General features: G+C 30.3%; 13 protein-coding genes. 8 read left to right on the top strand and 5 right to left on the bottom strand.

Features of this window, described 5'->3' with window-relative positions:
* Nucleotides 1-7 precede the first annotated feature (7 nt).
* The 6 genes from JEY78_RS10850 (at nt 8) to JEY78_RS10825 (ending at nt 5,909) form a co-directional block, all read left to right on the top strand.
* On the top strand, nt 8-304 hold the full coding sequence (locus tag JEY78_RS10850; RefSeq protein ID WP_291850906.1) for a hypothetical protein: 297 nt from the start codon (nt 8-10) through the stop codon (nt 302-304).
* Between the two features lie 24 nt (nt 305-328).
* Nucleotides 329-1,072 carry a GLPGLI family protein gene (locus tag JEY78_RS10845; RefSeq protein ID WP_291850903.1) on the top strand — a complete coding sequence of 248 codons (744 nt, stop codon included), beginning with the start codon at nt 329-331 and terminating at the stop codon, nt 1,070-1,072.
* Between the two features lie 213 nt (nt 1,073-1,285).
* A complete protein-coding gene (locus JEY78_RS10840) occupies nt 1,286-1,609 on the top strand; it encodes a hypothetical protein (RefSeq protein ID WP_291850900.1) in 324 nt (107 codons plus the stop codon).
* 85 nt (nt 1,610-1,694) lie between these two features.
* Nucleotides 1,695-2,423, top strand: coding sequence for a GLPGLI family protein (locus tag JEY78_RS10835; RefSeq protein WP_291850897.1), 729 nt, complete (start codon nt 1,695-1,697; stop codon nt 2,421-2,423).
* A gap of 12 nt (nt 2,424-2,435) precedes the next feature.
* Entirely contained in the window at nt 2,436-3,188 is a 753-nt protein-coding gene (locus JEY78_RS10830) for a GLPGLI family protein (RefSeq protein WP_291850895.1), read from the top strand.
* A 57-nt stretch (nt 3,189-3,245) separates the two neighbouring features.
* The gene (locus JEY78_RS10825; protein ID WP_291850892.1) at nt 3,246-5,909 is read left to right on the top strand and encodes a carboxypeptidase-like regulatory domain-containing protein; all 2,664 of its coding nucleotides are present in this window, start codon (nt 3,246-3,248) and stop codon (nt 5,907-5,909) included.
* A 149-nt stretch (nt 5,910-6,058) separates the two neighbouring features.
* On the opposite strand, the gene gatB/aspS is transcribed toward JEY78_RS10825, so the two are convergent.
* From gatB/aspS to JEY78_RS10810, 3 genes are read right to left on the bottom strand one after another with little or no spacing between them, the layout of a single operon-like run.
* Nucleotides 6,059-9,391 (bottom strand): bifunctional amidotransferase subunit GatB/aspartate--tRNA ligase AspS, encoded by a 3,333-nt coding sequence (gatB/aspS, locus tag JEY78_RS10820; protein WP_291850889.1) that lies wholly within the window; start codon nt 9,389-9,391, stop codon nt 6,059-6,061.
* Complete coding sequence (locus tag JEY78_RS10815) at nt 9,391-10,788, bottom strand: amidase (protein ID WP_291850887.1); 1,398 nt, start codon at nt 10,786-10,788, stop codon at nt 9,391-9,393. The genes gatB/aspS and JEY78_RS10815 overlap by 1 nt, the downstream gene beginning before the upstream one ends.
* 2 nt (nt 10,789-10,790) lie before the next feature.
* Nucleotides 10,791-11,057 (bottom strand): hypothetical protein, encoded by a 267-nt coding sequence (locus JEY78_RS10810; protein WP_291850884.1) that lies wholly within the window; start codon nt 11,055-11,057, stop codon nt 10,791-10,793.
* Between the two features lie 257 nt (nt 11,058-11,314).
* On the opposite strand from JEY78_RS10810, the gene recQ reads away from it, so the two are divergent.
* On the top strand, nt 11,315-13,429 hold the full coding sequence (gene recQ, locus JEY78_RS10805) for a DNA helicase RecQ (RefSeq protein WP_291850882.1): 2,115 nt from the start codon (nt 11,315-11,317) through the stop codon (nt 13,427-13,429).
* On the opposite strand, the gene JEY78_RS10800 is transcribed toward recQ, so the two are convergent.
* A complete protein-coding gene (locus JEY78_RS10800) occupies nt 13,430-13,885 on the bottom strand; it encodes an Lrp/AsnC family transcriptional regulator (protein ID WP_291850879.1) in 456 nt (151 codons plus the stop codon).
* Between the two features lie 119 nt (nt 13,886-14,004).
* Here JEY78_RS10800 and JEY78_RS10795 point away from each other — a divergent pair, with 119 nt between their 5' ends.
* Nucleotides 14,005-14,403: a hypothetical protein gene (locus JEY78_RS10795; protein WP_291850875.1), complete on the top strand. Its 399-nt coding sequence runs from the start codon at nt 14,005-14,007 to the stop codon at nt 14,401-14,403.
* A gap of 3 nt (nt 14,404-14,406) precedes the next feature.
* On the opposite strand, the gene JEY78_RS10790 is transcribed toward JEY78_RS10795, so the two are convergent.
* Complete coding sequence (locus JEY78_RS10790; protein WP_291850872.1) at nt 14,407-17,841, bottom strand: methylmalonyl-CoA mutase family protein; 3,435 nt, start codon at nt 17,839-17,841, stop codon at nt 14,407-14,409.
* Nucleotides 17,842-17,846: the final 5 nt, after the last annotated feature.

Raw genomic sequence — 17,846 nt, 5'->3', positions numbered from 1 at the left:
TAATAAAATGAAAAAAATAATTTTAAGTATAGTATTTGTTTTTGCAAGTTTTGCAATGGTTAATGCGGAAAATATAAAGGAGATTCCAAATCCAATGAAATTACAATTCCAAATAAATCAATTAAATATGATTGAATATATTAATTATGATTTAAATGGGATTGAAAGTGCGAAATGTTGGGCTTTTAAAATTTGGATAAAAGCAAAATTAAAAGAAGTAAGTGATGATGAAGAGCTTATTAATGAAACTGCTGATTCACTAAAGCAGTTATGTGAAATAGCTAATGATTTGGGGTGGATATAAATACTTAATAAATAGAGGACTGGTATGTTTAATAAAATAAAGATTTTATCAATAATTTTATTTTTAATATTCAATGAAATATGCTCACAAAACATAAATGGTGTTGCTATTTATGGTTTAAAAACAACTATTGATTTCAATAAAATTGAAAATAGTACTGCAAAAGATATTAATATTTTAAAGAATACTATAGATGATTCGAGTGGTCCAAGTAGTACTAAATTTAAATTAATCTTCAACAATTATAGCTCGCTTTTTTATTATGAATCCAATTTAAATGTGAGTTCTTCTAAAATTGATATGGCAAGTGTTAAAGCAAAAATAACAGGAAAAATTTATTCAAATCTGATTTCAAAAAAAGTCATTCAACAAAAGGAAAGTTTAGGGGAGGTCTTTAGAATTATTAAAAACTTTGATGATTATAATTGGAAATTAACAAATGAAAAAATTAGAATGGATAAATATATTTGTTATAAGGCCATATCGGTTGATTCAACGAAGAGGAATAATAAAATTATAGAAGCTTGGTATACTCCTGAAATTCCTGTTAACACTGGACCAATGGGCAGTGGAGGTTTACCAGGGTTAATAGTTGTACTTAAAGTAGACATCTTTACATATTATTTAGAAAAGCTAAATTTAAATTCAATAAATAAAATTGAGATAGATGAACCTAGAACAGGTAAGGAGGTCAATAAAATTGAATATGATTCCATTTATAGAATATTATATAAAAAAAAGGATCAATTAGAAAGAGAGGAATATTAAAAATAATTGTATTCAATAATAAAATAAAAATCCTCTGCTGGTAAAAATTTTAAGAACACAATACGCTAATAAAATGTTTAACCTAAAACTATTGACTATGACATAGCTAATATATACAAACAAAGGAAGTGTTGCAAAACTAAAACTCCTCGCAGTGTGAACAAAATAAAAAGGCACATTTATGTGCAATTAACAAATTTAAATTTTAATAAAATGAACTTTTCAAAGAAAAATCACGAACACAAAGTTGTAAATTTAAAAATGGTGAGTAAAAAAATAATTTTAAGTGTAGTATTTGTTTTTGCAAGTTTATCAATGGTGAATGCTAATTCAAATGTTGAGAATTTCAAAAATCTAAAGCTAAGCCAAATAGCTGAATCAGATAGATTTTGCGAAGAACAAGCCTTAGCGGTTGGAGAATCTTCCCATATAGCTGGTATGAGTGATGAACAAATATTTTTTAATATGAATGTAGCTTATGCTCTTTGTGAGGGATATACCTATCAAGAAATTGTTGAAGCAGGTAATATGGGATAAATTCAATTAGAATTTTATTAAAGGAGAAAATTTGATCATCAAATTTTCTCCTTCATAATATTTTAGATAAATAAATTAAATTAAAATGAAAAAAATTATAGTAATTGCATTCCTACTTTTTCAAATAATAAATAGTTATTCCCAAAGCAAAGATGTTTATGGCTTTGCTTATTATAAACATAGTTCTAATCCAAATGAAGTATTAAATGGTGTAAAAACGAAACAAATTGTAAAGGATCATTTTAATGGGATAAATGAATATATGGCAGAAGTAATATTTAAATTGGAGTTTTTCAACCAAACATCATTTTTTTCTGTCAGCAATAAAATGGATAGTGATATTAACTTAAACGCAGGAGTATTTGCAGATAAATTAATAAGTAATGGTAGTTATTTTTCTGATTTAGAAAATGATATACAATATAGAAAGGTTAATGGAGAAGATTTTTTAATCGAATCACAACCCTCAAAAATAAAATGGGTACTTTCACAGGAAAAAAAGTTTATAAAAAACTATAAATGTTATAAGGCTACTACAAGTGTAACAAATACAAATTCAACAGGAGAATATACATTTGAAATAGTAGCGTGGTATACACCTGAAATTTCAGTTCCGTTTGGACCCAAACAATTTAATAGTTTACCTGGATTGATACTTGAGTTGAAGGATACACATTTTACTTTTTACGCAGATAAAATTGAATTGTATCCTAAAGAGAAACCTGTAATTAAACTATTTAAAGGTAGAATTATTTCAGAAGAAAAATATAAAGAAAGAATTAGGGAAATGATGGGTGGTTTTATGAAGAGATAAAAAATAGATTTTATGAAAAAAATAATTCTTTTATCAACACTATTATTATTTACAATACTAAGTTTTTCTCAGAATGGGAAAGTTTTTGTTATGTATAAAAAAGATATAATAAACTACTACCCAATAAATAATAGCAATCCAGAGAAGCAAAAAATATTGAATACCATACAAGATGGTTTAAAAGAGAGTAGCAATAGTTTACGGTACAATCTGATTATTAATAATAATGAATCATTATTTTCATTTGAAGAAAATTTAGCAATTGAAACAGATGAAAAATCACTAAAATTTATTGTAGGTGCAGGAGATGCAAGTGGTGATTTTTATGTGAATTTAAAAACAAAAGAGGCTATAAGAAGTGTTGAGATGTCAGGAGAAATTTTTAATATAGTTTCAAACTTAGACTCCATAAAATGGCAACTTACCAGTGAGAGTAAATTAATAGGTAACTATAAATGTTATAAGGCGCTCACTACAAAAGTTGTTGAAAATAATGTAGGTATATTTAATCATCCTGTTGAAGCTTGGTATGCACCTGAAATTCCATTTGGTTTTGGTCCTGTAGGTTTTGGTGGTTTACCGGGTTTAATTATAGAAATACAATATCAAAACGTTCGTTTTTATGCCTCAACAATCGAGTTAAATACCAAAAAAGACACTAAAATAATAAAGCCAACTAAAGGGAAAGAGGTAACAAAGGATGAATACAATGAAATAAGCAAAAAAAGGGCGTATGATTTTTTAAAGAGTATAAAACGAAATTAAAGCCAAAAATCTTGAAATTAATGAAGCATCTTTTCGGAAAACATTAAATAGGTTTAAATGATTTTAAAAAAACAAATTGCTATAATATGTTGTGTTCTTGTTGGGGCGTTGTATTCAAACGCCCAAACCATTACTTTAAAAGGAAGTGTAAACGATAGTTTACAAAATCCGCTAAGCTATGCCAATGTTATTGCCAAACCTGCAGACCTTACAAAAAATTTACAATTTGCAATTACAGATGATGCTGGTTTGTACAAATTAGAACTCACAAAAAATGATACCTATACTATTTCTGTGAGTTATATGGGTTTTAAAACCACTAATTTTAAATTGGTAGCTTCCGAAAATGCACTAAAAAACATTGTTTTAAAAGATGCACCAAATCAATTGCAAGAAGTTATTATTGAGTTGCCAGTTACTGTAAAAGAAGATACTATAACCTACAATACCAGTAAATTTGTTACTGGCGATGAACGTAAACTAAAAAATGTACTTAAAAAACTGCCAGGTGTTGAGGTAGATAAAAATGGAAGTGTTACAGTACAAGGTAAAAAAGTAACCAAAATGTTAGTGGAAGGTAAAAAGTTTTTTAATGGAGGCACCAAACTAGCCGTTGAAAATATTCCTGCAAATGCTATTGATAAAGTTCAGGTAATTGATAATTATAATGAAATTGCCTTTTTAAAAAACGTGTCAGATTCTGAAGATGTAGCAATGAACATACTCTTAAAAAAAGATAAAAAGCAATTTGCCTTTGGCGATATTGAAGTTGGAAAAGGAAATAAAGATTTTTTCCGAACCCACAGTAATTTGTTCTATTACAGTCCAAAAACCAATGTTAATTTTATTGGAAATTTAAATAATACAGGAGAGAAAACTTTTACGTTTAAAGATTATATGAATTTTCAAGGTGGCGTTAGTGCATTTTTAAAAAGCGATGGTTCAATTTACAATATTTCAGCTAGTGATTTTTCTCAATTTTTAGAAACCCAAGATATTGTAACTAGTAACAATAAATTTGGCGCATTAAACATTACCAAAGTAGTGAATAGTAAATTAGACATTTCTGGATATGCTATTTTTTCACATTCAAAAAATGAAACATATCAAGAATCCATCAATCAATATACTGCATTTACCGAAGAAACAGCCCATAATTCTGCGACAAGAAATATACTGGGTATTGGGAAGTTAAACATTGAATATGCACCCAATAAAAATGAACAATGGTATTTTAAATCACAGTTCAAAAAAACCGATAATAATAAAAATAACACCATTTTATCAGTTATTGAAAATGAACAAAACCATATTTCAGAAAAGAATGAAGCTGTTTCAAAGTATCTAAATCAAAATATAGAATGGCATAAAAAAATGAACCAAAAGCATTCCTTTTCATTTGCTGTTGATGCTGTTTTAGATGAAAATAATCCAATGACTTTATGGGAAACAAATCAACCAATTTTACAAGGTTTAATTCCCGTAGAAGAATCGGATCAGTATAGTATTAAACAGTTAAAAGAAACAACTACTACAACAATTAATGCTATTTTTAAGCATTATTGGGTGCTCAATAATTTTAATCACATATATACCACTATTGGAAATAACTATACTAAAGACTCTTTTGTAACGGAAGATAGTCAGTTGTTAGCGGATGGTTCTGTGAACAGTTTTGATAACTCAGGTTTTGGAAATGCTATAGATTTAACGCTCAACGATTTATTTGTTGGTGTTCATTACAAATTTAAAGCAGGTATTTTTGAATTAAAGCAAGGTGCTTTTTTGCACAATTATAATTGGGAAACACAACAAGTTACAACTGAAAATCATCAAAAAACAGTACTTTTGCCAGATTTTTCAGCAAAAATAGAGTTTAGTAACTCTAAAAAAATAAAAATAAATTATCAGTTAAAAACCGCCTTTTCAGATGCGTCAAAATTGGCAAACCGTTTTTATTTACGTTCGTACAATTCAGTATTTAAAGGAAATGAAAACTTAGAAAATGAACTATTTCACACAGCTCGTATTTATTATAACAGATTTAGTTTGTACAGAGGGTTAATGTTGTTTAGTGCTATTAATTATAGTAAAAAAGTAAAAGGAATTCAAAACACTGTTCAGTTTGAAGAAACCAATCAATTTATTTCACCAATACTTATAAATAATCCTGAGGAGCGATTAAATTTTAGTGTAACTATTGATAAAAAAATAAAGAAAATAAAATACGGAATCAATACACAAGCTTCTAGGTTGTCCTATATTCAAAATATAGATACTAAAGTGGTTACAAATAAAAATAATAGTGTTGGCTATAACTTGTCAGCAAAAACATTGTTTGATAAATTTCCAACAGTTGAAGTAGGTTTTAAACAAGATTTTGGTAATTACACATCGAGTAATCAAACATCAAAATTTGTTACCAATCAGCCTTATTTAACTATAGATTATGATTTTTTAAAAGGGTTTATTTTTTCTTTTGAGTACGAAAATTATAACTACATTAATAAAACTTCAAATCAAAAAAATAAGTACCAATTAGCAAACACAACGCTTTCTTATAAAAATGAAGACAGTGCTTGGAGTTTTAAAATAGATGCACAAAATTTATTAAAGGTAAAATATAAAAGTTCAAATAGCTTTTCATCCTATATAATTTCTGATCAAAAAACATATATTTTACCAAGAATTGTAATGTTTACTGTGGGCTATAATTTATAAAGAAAGCGGCTGTCTAAACAGAGTTAAAAGTCTTCATTTTTAACTTGTTTCAGAATCTTAACATACTTGATTATTCATCAGAATGAGAACCTGAAACAAGTTCAGGTTGACCAAAACCAACTATTTAGACGGCCTCTTTTAAATTTTATTTATTTTCTAATAATCTTCACATTCATTTCTTCTACCTTTTTATCAGATAAAAGCGATGGCGCTCCGAATAATAAATCTTCACTAGTTCCAGTTTTTGGGAAAGCCATTACTTCTCTAATAGAAGCTTTTTTCTCTAAAATCATCATTAAACGGTCAACTCCCCAAGCAATTCCACCGTGTGGCGGCGCTCCGTATTGAAAAGCTTTGTACATAGTTCCCACACTTTTAATCATTTCTTCTTTATTGTAACCCATATTTCTATAGGTTGCTTCTAAAATTTCAGATTTATGTGCTCGAACCGATCCTCCACCAATTTCGTAACCGTTTAAAATTAAATCGTATTGTTGGGCTATAATGGTTCCAATTTCAGCATCAATACCTTTCATATGTTTTTCTAAATCGTACACAGCTGGCATAGAAAAAGGGTTGTGGGTAAATGTCCATCTTCCTTCATCAGTTCTTTCAAACATTGGAAAATCTATTACCCAAGCTGGGCGTAATTCCTTTGGATTTATTAAATGTAATATTTTACCTAATTCCTGACGAACAGCGTCTAAAGCCTTATTGGCAGTTGCATAATCTGCTGCTGAGAAAAATACAATATCACCAATTTGTGCATTGGTAACTTTTATAATTCCTGCTGCAATATCTTCACCTAAAAATTTAATAATTGGCGATTGTAATTCATCTTCATTTACAATAATATAAGCCAAACCACCTAAACCGTGTTGTTGGGCAATAGAAGTTAAATTTTCTATTTGTCCTTTAGATAAGCGTTTGCTTCCTTGTTCTTTTGCAGAAACTTTAATACATTTTACAATTCCGCCATCTTCAATTGGTTTGCTAAATACCTGAAAAGTTGTGTCTTTAACAATAGTTGTAATGTCTTGTAATTGTAATCCGAAACGTAAATCTGGTCGGTCACAACCGTATTTGTCCATAGCATCTTGGTAAGTAATTACTTCAAACGGACGTAAAATCCATTTGTTGCCGTATATTTTCTTCACTACTTCATTAAACATTTTAGTGTTTAAATCTATAATTTGTTGCATACTGGCAAAAGCCATTTCTAAATCTAATTGCGTAAATTCTGGCTGACGATCTCCACGAGAATCTTCATCTCTAAAACAACGTGCAATTTGAAAATACTTTTCATAACCACTTACCATTAACATTTGTTTAAATTGCTGAGGCGCTTGCGGTAAGGTATAAAAGAAACCAGGTTGTTTACGTGTTGGAACAATAAACTCACGTGCTCCTTCATCGGTTCCGGCACTTAAAATTGGTGTCTCAATTTCTAAGAAATTTTCTTCATCTAAAATGTCACGTAATAATTTTATAACCTTATGGCGGTTTACAATAACTCTTCTAACATCATCATTTCTATGATCTAAAAACTTGTATTGAAAACGAACATTTTCATTTGTTTTTGTGGCTCTTTTTATTTCAAAAGGCAATGTTTTAGAAAGATTTAATATTTCTAATTCTGAAGTTTCTAATTCAATTTCACCAGTTCTTAAAGCAGCATTGTAATCATCGGCATTACGTTGTACTACAACTCCGGTAACCATAATTACAGATTCTGGTTTTAACTTTACCAATTCATCTAAATTTGGAAACGATTCTCTACTTAATCGCACTTGAAAAATTTCAGTACTTGAATCACGTAAGTCAATAAAAATTAATTCTCCGTGGTCACGAACACTAGAAACCCAACCTGCCAAAGAAATTTTATCGTTGATATTTTCTTCAGTTAAACTAGTAATTAAATGTGTTCTATAATTTTCTTTTATTACAATAGGAATTTCTGGCAATACTTCTTCTTGTTCTTTTGATGAAGTAGTTGCGCCTTCTATTTTTGATTTTTGAAGCTCATTTTTTGAGCCTTGTATTTCATCAGCACCTAAAGCAGCTAAAATACCTTCTCTGATTACTTTTCCTGAAGCGCCTTTTCCAATAATTGAAATAATTTTCCCAACTAAAATACCTGATTTTCCACTATTTCCTGCTTTAATTTCATTGGCGATTGCTTCGTTTTCTGAAATTACTTTATCAATAGCATTTTTAATTTGAGCATCTGAAATAGTATTTTCTTCAAAGTATTTATTGTAATCAAAAGTTCTATCTTTTAAATAAGAAGTTATAGCATTTTGAACCAATACAACTGTAATTTTTTCAGCTTTAAATAATTGGAAAATTTCAATTAAATGTTCAATATTTTTAATTTTTGAATATTCATCAGCGCTTAAATTATTTACCAATGTTTTGGCAACAAAAGAAGGATCTTTTAGCACATTATTTATCGCCATAAACGTTTTAGAACGATCAGCATCTGCAGTAAAAAACTTAGCATCTTGTGGTAAAACGCCACCTTGTATTAAAATGGATTCCACTGCATAAGGTAATGAGCTGTTATCAACCTTAATAGTGTTTATGAGGTCTTTTATATTTACAAAAGGTAAATCTGGCTCTGAAATAAAACGATAATCGGCTTCAAACTCCTTTTTACGCATTGTTTTGGTTTGCTTTAAATCGGCATCCCATAAAACAGTGGTTTGATCAGGTCTAAACTCTTTATGTTCAATATAATAATTAAACTGTTTTTCAATTTCTTCTTTTAAAGCTTCCACCATAAACTTAAAAGAGTTTAAGTTTTTAATTTCTGTACGTGGATTTAAATCGTAGCTTCTTTTTTTACGGAGAGAAACCGAAACATCCGATTTAAATTCGCCTTTTTCTAGGTTAGCTTCAGAAATTCCTAAGTTTTGAACTATACGTTGAATGTATTGCGCGTAAATAGAGGCATCTTCAATATTTCTAATGCAAGGTTCAGTTACTATTTCAATAAGCGGAACTCCGGCTTTGTTGAAATCTACCAACGAAACTTTTTTCTCGTGCATTAATTTGGCGGCATCTTCTTCTATATGAACTTGCGTTAAATTAACAGTAAACTGAGAACCATCATTTCGGTAACAAGAAACTTGTCCGTCCGGAATAATTGGATTATGATATTGTGTTATTTGTATATTTTTCGGGTTGTCTGGATATTCGTAATGTTTTCTATCCCAAGAGATTACTTCATTAGAAAATGAAGAATCTACCGCTTTTCCAAAATAGATAGCTTTGGTTATAGCTTCTTTATTTAATGCTGGTAAAACGCCCATTTGACCAGTACAAACCGAACAAATGTTTTGGTTTGGTGTTTCAATTTCTTGATTTGGACAAGAACAAAATAACTTGGTTTTAGTATTTAATCGAACGTGAGTTTCCAGTCCAATAACCAATTCTAAATCGTGGGCTTTAATAGCCGCCTGTAATTGCTCCAATTCCATTATATTGTATCTTTTAAGAAGTTAGCAAACTTCAATATCAATTCTTCATTATTTTTTGCTGCGGTAATTTGTAAGCCGGTTGCAGTTCCTTGCGGCACAGTTAAGGTTGGTAATTGTCCTAAACTAAACCCAACAGTATAAGCATCGGATAAATACATAGCCAAAGGATCTTTTAAGCTATCACCAATTTTTGGTGGAGAGCTTGGTGTAACTGGCGATAAAATAATATCAACTTCTTCAAAATCTTTGGTGAAATTTGCAGAAATTTGATCGCGAATAGCCAATCCTTTTAAATAAATTTCATCAGAAAAACCTTGTGATAAAACTTGATTTCCACCAACAATTCTTCGTTTAGTTTCTTCTGAAAAGTTTTCTGAGCGTGTTACCGAATACGTTTCTTTTAAGTTTTCCGATTCAATTCTATTTCCATAATTTGTTCCATCTAATCGAGATAAGTTTGAAGCAGTTTCCGCCATTGCCAAGGTGTAATATGTTGAAACCAAAATATCCGATGGGAAGAAATCTAATTCTTTTACCTTAATTCCTTTTGACTTAATTTTTTCAATACTTTGTAAAAAAGCGGCTTTAACTTTAGGGTCAATAGCGTCATTTTCAATAAAGTTTTTGAAATAACCAACAGTTTTAACAGTGTTTTTTAAAATAGCATCTTCAGTTATTTCAGATGAGTTGATGGATGTTTGATCTTTAGCATCTTTTCCACTCATTACATTTAACACAATTCTAATATCTTCAATAGATTTTGCTAAAGGTCCAACGCAATCTGTACTTGATGCGTACGCCATTAAACCGTATCTAGAAATACGTCCGTAAGTAGGTTTTAAACCATAAATATTGTTGTAACCTGCAGGCTGACGAATGGACCCTCCAGTATCTCCACCAATAGAAAAAACAGTGTAATCTAAAGCAACATTTACTGCAGATCCACCACTAGAACCACCAGCAACTAAGTTGGTGTTTACTGCATTTTTTACAGCGCCAAAAATAGTATTTTCACTAGAGGAACCGTGTCCAAAACTATCGCAGTTTTCTTTAACCAACGGAATTGCTCCAGCGTCTAACAACTTTTGAATGGCTGTTGCAGTATAAGCCGATTTGTAATTTTTTAATAAATCTGAACTTGCAGTTGCAAAAGTTCCTTGCAACATATATACATCTTTAATTCCAAACGGAATGCCTTCTAACAAGCCAATTTCTTCACCTTTTGCAATTTTTTCATCCACTTTTTTAGCTAAATCTAATGCTAAAGTATCTAATAAAGAATTAACAGTATGGTGTGTGTTCTTTTTAAGTAGGTCTAATTTTTCTTGTACCAAAGCAGTACAAGTAATCTGTTTTGTCACCAATTGTTGGTGCAATGCTTTTATTTGAGATTCCATAACTAGTCTTCTATAATTTTAGCAACTACTAGATAACCGTTTTTTTTGTTCGGAAAGTTTTCTATAATTAATTCTTTTTCAATAGCCGAACTTTCTACTACAATATCTTCTCTAAGGTCGTTTACAGACACGCAATTATAATTGACATTATTTAAAGAATTATTATTGGTATGTGCATTTTTAATCACATCAAATAATTTATTCACAGCCTCTGAGGGTTGCGCTCCTTTAATACTCGACAATATGTCGACTGTCATTATTTTACTCATGTCTTTATTTTTTTGTTTATTATAATTAAACGTCAAGTGTGCGAAATTACGAAAGTTTTAATTGGGATGCACTTTTTTTTTGTTGTTAACCTTGTGTTTATTGCCTTTAGAATAAACATTTGTAGCAATTTTTACTATAATATTAAATGCTATGCATTCAGCAGTAGGTATTTTGAATTAAAGATAAAAATAAGCTAGTTTATTTCAATTTCTTCTAATTTGTTAATTAAATGTATTTTTGTAAAAAATTACACTGAATGCTATTAAAAGAAACACAAGAAAAAATACTTCCTACATTAAAAAAATATTTTGGTTACGATAGCTTTCGTGATCAACAACAAGCCATTGTTGAATCTGTTTTATTGAAAAAAGATAATTTAGTAATTATGCCAACTGGTGGTGGAAAATCTATTTGTTTTCAATTGCCAGCATTATTATTTGAAGGAGTAACCTTGGTAATTTCACCATTAATAGCATTAATGAAAGATCAAGTTGATGGATTAAATGCGAACGGAATTGCTGCAGATTTTTATAACAGCAGTCAGGAAAAATTTGAACAAGAAGCCATTTTTGATAAGGTTGTTGCTAAAGAAATTAAGTTACTATATGTTGCTCCAGAAAGTTTAAGTTTTTTAGAAAATATTTTAAATGAAAACTATATAAGTTGCATTGCTATTGATGAAGCGCATTGTATTTCTTCTTGGGGACACGATTTTAGGCCTTCGTATCAGCAGCTTAATTTTTTTAAAAAATTATTGCCAAACACACCAATTATTGCTTTAACTGCAACGGCTGATAAAGCAACAAGAAAAGATATTTTAGAGCAATTAAGTATTCCAAAAGCCATTCAGTTTTTATCATCGTTTGATAGAAAGAATATTGAGTTGGAAGTTCGTCCAGCAAATGATAGAGTAAGTCAAATTATAAAATTTATTAAGAAAAAACCTTCGGAAGCAGGAATTATTTACTGTTTAAGTAGAAAATCTACCGAGCAATTAGCTGAAAAATTAAGGCAAAATGGTATTAATGCAAAATCGTATCACGCCGGATTAAATTTTTTAGAACGAACCAAAGCGCAAGAAGATTTTATTTACGATAAAACGCAAGTTGTTTGTGCTACTATTGCCTTTGGAATGGGAATTGATAAATCCAATGTTCGTTGGGTAATTCATTATAATATGCCTAAAAATATTGAAGGCTATTATCAGGAAATTGGAAGATGTGGACGTGACGGATTGGATGCAAAAGCGTTACTTTTTCATAGTTATTCAGATGTAATTCAGTTACGGAAGTTTATGAGTGGTGCAAGTAATGAAGAAGTTCAGGTTGCAAAATTAGAACGAATGAAACAATTTTCTGAAGCAACTACTTGCCGAAGAAAAATTTTATTGAGTTATTTTGGAGAATTATTATCTGAAAATTGTGGAAATTGTGATGTATGCAAAAATCCACCACAAGTTTTTAACGGAACAATAATTGCCCAAAAAGCACTTTCTGTTGTCTCCAGATTAAATGAAACAGAAGCCATAGGAACTGTAATTGATGTGTTAAGAGGCGCACATAATGCAACTATTTTAGATAGAGGATACGATACGTTGAAATCTCACGGAGTTGGTAAAGATATTTCTTGGCGCGATTGGCAACAATATATTATTCAATTAATAAATCAAGGCTATTGTGAAATAGCTTTTCATAAAAATAATGCCTTGCGTTTAACAGAATTTTCAAAAAAAGTATTGTTTGAAAAGGAAATTGTAAACCTAACACGTGCTGTTGAGGTTAAAGAACAACAAGTTTTGCAAAAAGAACCAAAAGTAGCCAAAGCTAAAAAAGATACGTTGTTTGAAAGATTGAGGAAATTGCGTCATCAAATAGCTTTAGATGAAAATATTCCTGCGTATTTAGTATTTAGTGATGCTACTTTAAAAGAAATGGAACGCGCTAGACCAATGAGTGAAAGCGATTTGTTAGAAATTAGCGGTGTTGGACAACGAAAATTGGAAGTTTATGGTGATGAATTTATTGCCGAAATTATCAGTTTTATGGGTGAGAAAAAGAGAAAACCTAAGAAAAAAGACACTAATTTAATTACGTATGAATTGTATAAAGAAGGTTTTACAATTGATGAAATTGCTGAAAATAGAAATTTAAAATCAACTACTATTTTTTCTCATTTAGCAAAATTATATTCCGACGGAAAAGCGATTGATATTTACAATTTTGTTACTAAAGAAGAAGTTGAAAAAGTTAGAGAAGCAAAGAAAGAGTTAGAAAGCCCGCAAGCATTAAGACCCTATTTTGAATATTTTAACAGTGAAATTGAGTATTTTAAAATTCGGTTAGCGCTTACAATTATTGATAGTAATAGTTAGTTATAAATTAAGATTTGTTCTTTTTATAATTGGATTATTTTCAACAACATTAGTAAGTACAATATGGGTTCTGGTTTCGCCATACGTAATTAGTTGATCAATAAATTTTTCTAAATGTTTTTGGTTGTTAAAAACTACTTCCATTACAATATTTTCATTTCCTGTAATTCTATAACAGTTTACAACTTCATCAAAATTTTTAACTATTTCTAAAAAAGGTTTTAGCCTGCCCATAAAGGCTCTTAAAGTTATAATTGCTTTTAATTGATGGCCAGTTTCATAATGAGAAACTTTAGCATAATACCCTTGTATTATACCAATATCTTCCATTTTCCGGATGCGTTCTGCAACGGCTGGAGAAGAAATGTTTACTTGTTTTGAAATTTCAGTATTAGACTGTCTGGCATTTTTTTGCAAGCATTTTAATATTTTCCAACTGATATCATCTAGTTTCATAATTAAAGTTTTAACTTATAAAAGCATTAATAATTAAAGTAAAATAAATTTACACTTTAATTATTAAATATAAAAATTTTAAAATGTTGGTAGATTTGTGTTGCTATTTTAAAGGGGAAATGAAAAATTATCAAGAACATAGGTTAAGTCATTTAAATTTATATAAAAAATCATTAGAGATTTTTAAATTGTCGCGTCAAATTGCTTCGTATGTTACCAATGATAAAACTATTTTATCTATGTGTTCTTCGGTGAAAAATTATGATTTGTATGCAGATAGTTTGGTAATGAATTCTTTGGGTTTGGTTCCTAAAATTGCAGAAACAGAAACGCAGGAAAACCCAGTTTTAAAATTAAAATACGCAAAGTCACTTCATTATTTTATTGATTGTTTGTATGAAGATTGTTTAAACCTTGAAAGTTCTAAAATTAGTGGTAAAGACTTTGTGAGAATGCTTCGCAAAGAACTTATTCTTTTAAAAAGAATGTATAGAAGTTATGTAAAATCTTTATTATAAAGTTTACATATTTCGTCTATATTGTCCGCCAACTTCAAATAAAGCTTCTGTTATTTCACCAATTGAGCAAACTTTACAAGCTTCCATGAGTTGTTCAAAAATATTTTCGTTAGTGATAGATTTTTGTTTCAACATTTCAATTTGGACTGAAGTTTTAGTTGCATTTCCTTTATTTAAATTTTTAACAACAGTAATTTGATATTGTTTTTCTTCTTCCGTAGCTCTAATAACTTCCTGGGGTAAAACAGTTGGAGAGCCTTTACTACTTAAAAAGGTGTTTACACCAATAATTGGAAATTCACCATTGTGTTTTAACGTTTCATAATACAAACTTTCTTCTTGAATTTTCCCTCTTTGGTACATGGTTTCCATAGCGCCTAAAACACCACCGCGTTCGGTAATTCTATCAAATTCTTTATATACAGCTTCTTCAACCAAATCAGTTAATTCTTCAATAATAAAAGCCCCTTGAATCGGATTTTCATTTTTTGTTAACCCTAATTCTTTGTTGATAATTAGCTGAATTGCCATTGCTCTTCTTACGCTTTCTTCGGTTGGTGTAGTGATCGCTTCATCGTACGCATTGGTGTGTAAGCTATTGCAATTATCATAAATAGCATACAATGCTTGCAGCGTTGTTCGGATATCATTAAAATCTATTTCTTGAGCGTGTAAACTTCTTCCAGATGTTTGAATATGATATTTCAGCATTTGTGCTCTGGCGTTTGCTCCGTACTTATTTTTTAGTGCTTTTGCCCAAATTTTACGGGCAACTCTGCCAATTACAGCATATTCTGGATCTACACCGTTGGAGAAGAAAAAGGATAAATTTGGACCAAATTTGTTAATATCCATTCCTCTCGATAAATAATATTCAACATAGGTAAATCCGTTTGCTAAGGTAAACGCTAATTGTGAAATTGGATTCGCTCCAGCTTCTGCAATATGGTAGCCAGAAATAGAAACCGAATAAAAATTACGTACATTATTTTTTATGAAATATTCCTGAACATCACCCATTAATCGCAAGGCAAATTCTGTGGAAAAAATACACGTGTTTTGTGCCTGATCTTCTTTTAAAATATCTGCTTGAACAGTTCCTCTAACCGTTGAAATAGTTTCGGTTTTTATTTTTTTATACACATCATTTGGTAATACTTCATCCCCAGTAACACCTAATAATAACAATCCTAAACCGTTATTTCCTTCAGGTAAATCTCCTTGGTATTTTGGTCTTTCGGTTCCTTTTTTCTTGTAAATAGCAACTATTTTTTCTTCAATTTCAGCTTTTAAACCATTTTTAATAATATATTTTTCACATTCCTGATCAATAGCAGCATTCATAAAAAATGCCAACATCATTGGTGCGGGGCCGTTAATTGTCATAGAAACGGATGTCATTGCATTGGTTAGTTCAAAACCAGAATACAATTTTTTAGCATCATCTAAGCAACAAATAGAAACTCCTGCATTTCCAATTTTACCGTAAATATCTGGACGAACATCTGGGTCATTTCCATATAAAGTTACCGAGTCAAAGGCAGTTGATAAGCGTTTTGCGGGCAATCCTAAGCTTACATAATGAAATCTTCTATTTGTACGTTCCGGACCACCTTCACCAGCAAACATTCTTGTTGGATCTTCACCGGTTCTTTTAAACGGAAAAAGTCCTGCTGTATATGGAAATTCACCTGGAACGTTTTCTTCTAAACTCCAAAATAAAATATCTCCCCAAGCTTCATATTTTGGTAATGCTATTTTGGGGATTTCTATGTGGGAAAGGGATTCGCTGTGTGTTTTTATACAAATTTCTTTATCTCTAACTTTATAAGAATAAATATCATTTTTGTACGATTGCTTTTTAGTTTCCCAGTTTAAAATGATGTTCCAATTATGAGGGTTTAAATCCATTTTAACACGTGAAAATTCTTTAAAAAGCAGTGATGTCAATATTTTATTATCGTCATTCTGAACTTGTTTCAGAATCCCATCCTCATTCAACCCAATTTTAGTTAATTCTGGTAATTTTGATGAAACTGCTTCAATAGTTTTATAAATCCCAAATAATTTCTGAGCAATTTCTTTTTGTTGAAAACTAGCCTTTGTGTAAGCTCTGTTGTTTTCGGTTATTTCGGATAAATAACGAGTTCTACTTGGTGGAATTATAAATTGCTTTTCTTTGGTGTTGTTTTTTAATTCAAAAGAACTTTCAAAAGTTGCAGCAGTTTTTTCGGTTATTTTTTGAATAAGTACACTATATAATTCGTTAGTTCCGGGATCGTTAAACTGCGATGCAATTGTGCCGTAAACTGGCATTTCATCAACATTTTTATCCCATAAATTATGATTGCGTTGGTATTGTTTTTTTACATCACGCAAGGCATCTAAAGAACCGCGTTTGTCAAATTTATTGAGTGCAATAACATCAGCAAAATCTAGCATGTCAATTTTTTCTAATTGTGTTGCAGCCCCATATTCTGGAGTCATAACATATAGGGAAACATCAGAGTGGTCTAAAATTTCGGTATCACTTTGTCCAATTCCAGAAGTTTCTAAAATCACTAAATCAAAACCAGCAATTTTTAAAATTGCAACCGCATCACTTACGTGTTTAGAAAGCGCTAAATTTGCTTGTCTGGTAGCTAAAGAACGCATATAAACCCTGCTGTTTTTAATAGAATTCATCCTAATTCTATCGCCTAAAAGTGCACCTCCAGTTTTTCTTTTTGAAGGATCTACAGATATAATTCCAATGGTTTTATCTGGGAAATCGTATAAAAATCTTCTAACTAATTCGTCAACAGTTGAAGATTTTCCAGAGCCTCCTGTCCCTGTAATTCCTAAAACTGGAATTTTAGACGTTGCGGCTTTCTGTCTAATTTCGTCAATAAATTTCGCATGTTTTTCAGAAAAATTTTCAGCTCCTGATATTGACTGAGCTATTTGTGTGTTATTTTTTTTAGACAAATCATCTATTGAAAAATCGATAATTTCACCGGTTGGAAAATCGCTTTTTTCAATCATATCATTAATCATTCCTTGCAATCCCATTTCTCTGCCATCATCTGGAGTATAAATTTTTGTAATTCCATGCGCCATTAATTCTTTTATTTCAGAAGGAAGAATAACACCGCCGCCGCCGCCAAATATTTTAATTTGTGAAGCTCCTTTTTCTTGCAGTAAATCGTGCATAAATTTAAAATACTCCATATGTCCTCCTTGGTAAGAAGTCATTGCAATTGCATTTGCATCTTCCTGAATTGCACAGTTTACAACTTCTTCAACACTTCTATCATGACCTAAATGAATTACCTCTACACCGGTTGCCTGAATAATTCTTCGCATAATATTTATAGCAGCATCGTGACCATCAAACAGTGATGCGGCAGTTACAATTCGAATTTTATTGATTGGTTTATAAACTGATATTTTTTTCATTCTGT

The organism is Lutibacter sp., from assembly GCF_016342705.1.
GTDB lineage: Bacteria > Bacteroidota > Bacteroidia > Flavobacteriales > Flavobacteriaceae > Lutibacter.
Note: the sequence above shows the minus strand (reverse complement) of the source record. Positions and strands in the feature narration are given on the sequence as shown.

Excerpts from the sequence above, each read along its gene's own strand:
- JEY78_RS10850 (WP_291850906.1), top strand. The coding sequence starts at position 8 with ATGAAAAAAATAATTTTAAGTATAGTATTTGTTTTTGCAAGTTTTGCA.
- JEY78_RS10845 (WP_291850903.1), top strand. The coding sequence starts at position 329 with ATGTTTAATAAAATAAAGATTTTATCAATAATTTTATTTTTAATATTC.
- JEY78_RS10840 (WP_291850900.1), top strand. The coding sequence starts at position 1,286 with ATGAACTTTTCAAAGAAAAATCACGAACACAAAGTTGTAAATTTAAAA.
- JEY78_RS10835 (WP_291850897.1), top strand. The coding sequence starts at position 1,695 with ATGAAAAAAATTATAGTAATTGCATTCCTACTTTTTCAAATAATAAAT.
- JEY78_RS10830 (WP_291850895.1), top strand. The coding sequence starts at position 2,436 with ATGAAAAAAATAATTCTTTTATCAACACTATTATTATTTACAATACTA.
- JEY78_RS10825 (WP_291850892.1), top strand. The coding sequence starts at position 3,246 with ATGATTTTAAAAAAACAAATTGCTATAATATGTTGTGTTCTTGTTGGG.
- gatB/aspS (WP_291850889.1), bottom strand. The coding sequence starts at position 9,391 with ATGGAATTGGAGCAATTACAGGCGGCTATTAAAGCCCACGATTTAGAA.
- JEY78_RS10815 (WP_291850887.1), bottom strand. The coding sequence starts at position 10,788 with ATGGAATCTCAAATAAAAGCATTGCACCAACAATTGGTGACAAAACAG.
- JEY78_RS10810 (WP_291850884.1), bottom strand. The coding sequence starts at position 11,057 with ATGAGTAAAATAATGACAGTCGACATATTGTCGAGTATTAAAGGAGCG.
- recQ (WP_291850882.1), top strand. The coding sequence starts at position 11,315 with ATGCTATTAAAAGAAACACAAGAAAAAATACTTCCTACATTAAAAAAA.
- JEY78_RS10800 (WP_291850879.1), bottom strand. The coding sequence starts at position 13,885 with ATGAAACTAGATGATATCAGTTGGAAAATATTAAAATGCTTGCAAAAA.
- JEY78_RS10795 (WP_291850875.1), top strand. The coding sequence starts at position 14,005 with ATGAAAAATTATCAAGAACATAGGTTAAGTCATTTAAATTTATATAAA.
- JEY78_RS10790 (WP_291850872.1), bottom strand. The coding sequence starts at position 17,841 with ATGAAAAAAATATCAGTTTATAAACCAATCAATAAAATTCGAATTGTA.